Genomic DNA, 3,040 nt, shown 5'->3' with positions numbered 1-3,040 from the left:
TCGCATTCCTCCCCCCTTGGGGGAGGTGGCGCGGCGCAAAGCGCCGTGACGGAGGGGGCGCGTCAGGCGTAGTTTTCGCCCAGATAGACCCGGCGGACCTCGGCGTCGTTGACCGCCTCTTCAGCCGTGCCTTCGAACAGGACCGACCCGCCCGAGATGATCGAGACCCGGTCGGTGATGTCCAGGGTTTCGCGGACATTGTGGTCGGTGATCAGCACGCCGATGCCCTGGTCCGCCAGATAGCGGATGACCGAACGGATGTCGGCGATGGCCAGGGGGTCGATGCCGGCGAAGGGTTCGTCCAGCAGGATGAAGGACGGCCGGCCCGCCAGGGCGCGGGCGATCTCGACCCGGCGACGCTCGCCGCCCGACAGGCCTGTGGCCGGGGCGTGGCGCAGATGGTCGATGTGAAGCTCGTTCAGCAGGCGGTCGGTCTCGGCCTGAAGCTGATCGCGCGGATAGTTGAGCTCGACCACCGCCATGATGTTCTGCTCGACCGTCATGCCCCGGAAGATCGAGGCTTCCTGGGCCAGATAGCCCAGGCCCATGCGGCTGCGCTGGTACATGGGCTGGCTGGTGATGTCCTCGCCGTCCAGCCAGATCGTGCCGGAATCGGGCGGGATCAGGCCGGTGATCATGTAGAAACAGGTGGTCTTGCCGGCGCCATTGGGGCCGAGCAGGCCCGCGACCTCGCCGCGCTGAACCGTCAGGGAGACGTCGCTCACCACCTGGCGCTGGCCGAAGGCGCGGGCGATGTTGCGCACCCGCAGGCCTTTTTCAGCAGCCGAGACCGCCGGTTCCGGCGTCGCCGCCGGCCGGTCGGACAGGTTCAGGGCGGAGAGTTCCTTGCGCGCCAAATCCTCAGATCCCGTTCTTACGTCCTGGGCCGGTCGGCCTCAGTTGGTTCCGTTGGGATAGAAGACGCCCTGGATGCGGCTGCCGGCGGTCCCGCCACGCGGGGCGCCCGACATGTTGGCCGCGTCGGTGTTGACGTTATAGACCAGCCGCCCGCCCGTCAGGACGTTCTTGCCCTGGTTCAGGATGACGTTGCCGGTCACGACCAGTTCGCCGTTCGACAGCGTATAGACGGCGCGGTCGCCGCGCATCGACTGGGTCGGGGTGACGAAATAGACGGTGCCCGTGGCCTCGACCCGCTCCGGATCGCCGGCGGCGTTGCGGAACAGGGTGATGGCCTCGGCCCGCAGGCGGTTCTGACCCTGGGTCACTTCGGCCCGGCCGCGCAGGCTGATGCGTTCGGCGGACTGTTCGCCCGTGTCGGCGCCGAAGGCGATGGGCTGGTTCGAGCTGGTGCGCGCGCTCTGGGCGTCGCCCACGGCCGGCAGGGCCAGCAGGGTCAGGGCCGCCAGCGCCGCAACCGTCCGGGCGTAGTGGGTTTTCGCTGTCATCGCCGTCATTCGCCTGATCCCGAGGGATTGATGGTCCCGCTTATCTTGGTGTCGCCAGAGCCCTTGAACACCACGCGCTCGCCCTGATCATAGATCGCATAGGACGAAGCGTTGATGGTTCCAATAGGGCCCGCGCCCTGAACGCCCCGTGAACCGGTGATGATGCCGGTATTGGTGTCGACCACCGCCTCGGGCGTGGTCAGGACGAAGCCGGAGCCGCCGTCCGAAATCCGCACGTTCGGACCGATGGTCACGGTCCTGGCCTGTTCGTTGTAGGTCCCGCCGTCGGCGGTCATTTCGGTGACCTTGCGGCCGCCCAGGTTCAGCTTCAGCGCCGGGCCGACCAGGCGGAAATGGCCGGTGGCGGGATCGCGGATCGCGCCCTGGGCGCCGACGGTGAAGGCGCGGCCTTGCGCGTCCTGGCCGTGGAACAGGGGCTTGTCCAGCCGGACCTCCTGGCCCTGGCTGGCCTTGCGCTCCACCCCCGACATGACGGTGCGGAACACGGTCCAGGTCAGGACGCCGCCCGCCAGCACCAGGATGATGATCGGCAGGACGCGGCGGTACAGTTTGACTCGCCGCGAACGCGCCCGCCAGCGCGCACCGGCCAGGACCACCCGGGCCTCGTCCGCGGCGTCCGCCTGGATCCGTGTCTGTTCGCCGGGGTCGGTCAAGCGCGCCTCAGCTATGGGCGAAGATGTCGATCTCGTCCCAGCCGGCGAGATCGAGCGCCGAACGGGTCGGCAGGAAGTCGAAACATTGGGCCGCCAGTTCGGCCCGTCCCTCGCGCGCCAGCATCAGGTCCAGCTTGGCCCGGGCGGCGTGCAGATACAGGACGTCCGAGGCGGCGTAGTCCAGCTGGGCCTGGGTCAGTTCGGCCGCGCCCCAGTCGGACGACTGCTGGGCCTTGGACAGGTCGACCCCAACCGTCTCGCGCACCACGTCCTTCAGCCCGTGGCGGTCGGTGTAGGTGCGGGCCAGTTTGGAGGCGATCTTGGTGCAATAGACCGGCCGCGTCTCGACCCCGAGGTGCAGCAGGAACATGCCGATGTCGAAGCGACCGAAGTGGAAGATCTTGGTCACCGCCGGATCGGTCAGCAGCCGCTTCAGGTTCGGACAGTCATAGCCGGGGCGGTTCAGCCGCACGACATGGGCGTCGCCGTCGCCGGCCGACAGCTGGACGACGCAAAGGGGGTCGCGGCGGAAGCGCAGGCCCATGGTCTCGGAATCGATGGCGACGTCGGAACCCAGGTCCAGGTCGTCGGGCAGGTCGCCCTCGTGCAGGTAAACGGTCATGGGCAGGTTCTTACACGGCTGGGGGACGGGACGAAACGGCTTACCGCGCGACGGACGGGCCTCAAGCAGGCGAGCGCCGCACGCTAGGCGATAGGCCCAAAACGAAGATGGCCTCAAGCAGCAGAGCGCCGCGCGCGATGCGATAGGCCGAAAAAGCAAACGGCGCCGTGTCCGAAAACACGACGCCGTCTATAATATGGTGCCCAGAAGAGGACTCGAACCTCCACGGCCGTTAAGCCACTGGCACCTGAAGCCAGCGCGTCTACCAATTCCGCCATCTGGGCCCCGTCGGCAGCGCCTTGCGGCGTTTCCATCGGGAAGGCGCGGACCTCTAAGGG

At 67.9% G+C, this 3,040-nt stretch carries 4 protein-coding genes and 1 tRNA gene; all 5 read right to left on the bottom strand.

What is annotated here, in order from left to right; translation table 11 throughout:
• Positions 1-62 precede the first annotated feature (62 nt).
• On the bottom strand, positions 63-827 hold the full coding sequence (lptB, locus tag ER13_RS16765) for an LPS export ABC transporter ATP-binding protein (RefSeq protein WP_050771689.1): 765 nt from the start codon (positions 825-827) through the stop codon (positions 63-65).
• A gap of 69 nt (positions 828-896) precedes the next feature.
• Complete coding sequence (locus tag ER13_RS16760; RefSeq protein ID WP_035311138.1) at positions 897-1,406, bottom strand: LptA/OstA family protein; 510 nt, start codon at positions 1,404-1,406, stop codon at positions 897-899.
• 5 nt (positions 1,407-1,411) lie between these two features.
• Positions 1,412-2,080, bottom strand: coding sequence for an LPS export ABC transporter periplasmic protein LptC (gene lptC / locus ER13_RS16755; RefSeq protein ID WP_052005176.1), 669 nt, complete (start codon positions 2,078-2,080; stop codon positions 1,412-1,414).
• Between the two features lie 7 nt (positions 2,081-2,087).
• Positions 2,088-2,702: a ribonuclease D gene (locus tag ER13_RS16750; RefSeq protein WP_035311134.1), complete on the bottom strand. Its 615-nt coding sequence runs from the start codon at positions 2,700-2,702 to the stop codon at positions 2,088-2,090.
• Positions 2,703-2,899: 197 nt separating this feature from the next.
• Positions 2,900-2,986: transfer RNA gene (locus ER13_RS16745), tRNA-Leu, on the bottom strand.
• Positions 2,987-3,040 lie beyond the last annotated feature (54 nt).

It is taken from the genome of Brevundimonas sp. EAKA, from assembly GCF_000698025.1.
Classification (GTDB): Bacteria; Pseudomonadota; Alphaproteobacteria; order Caulobacterales; family Caulobacteraceae; genus Brevundimonas; species Brevundimonas mediterranea_A.
Note: the sequence above shows the minus strand (reverse complement) of the source record. Positions and strands in the feature narration are given on the sequence as shown.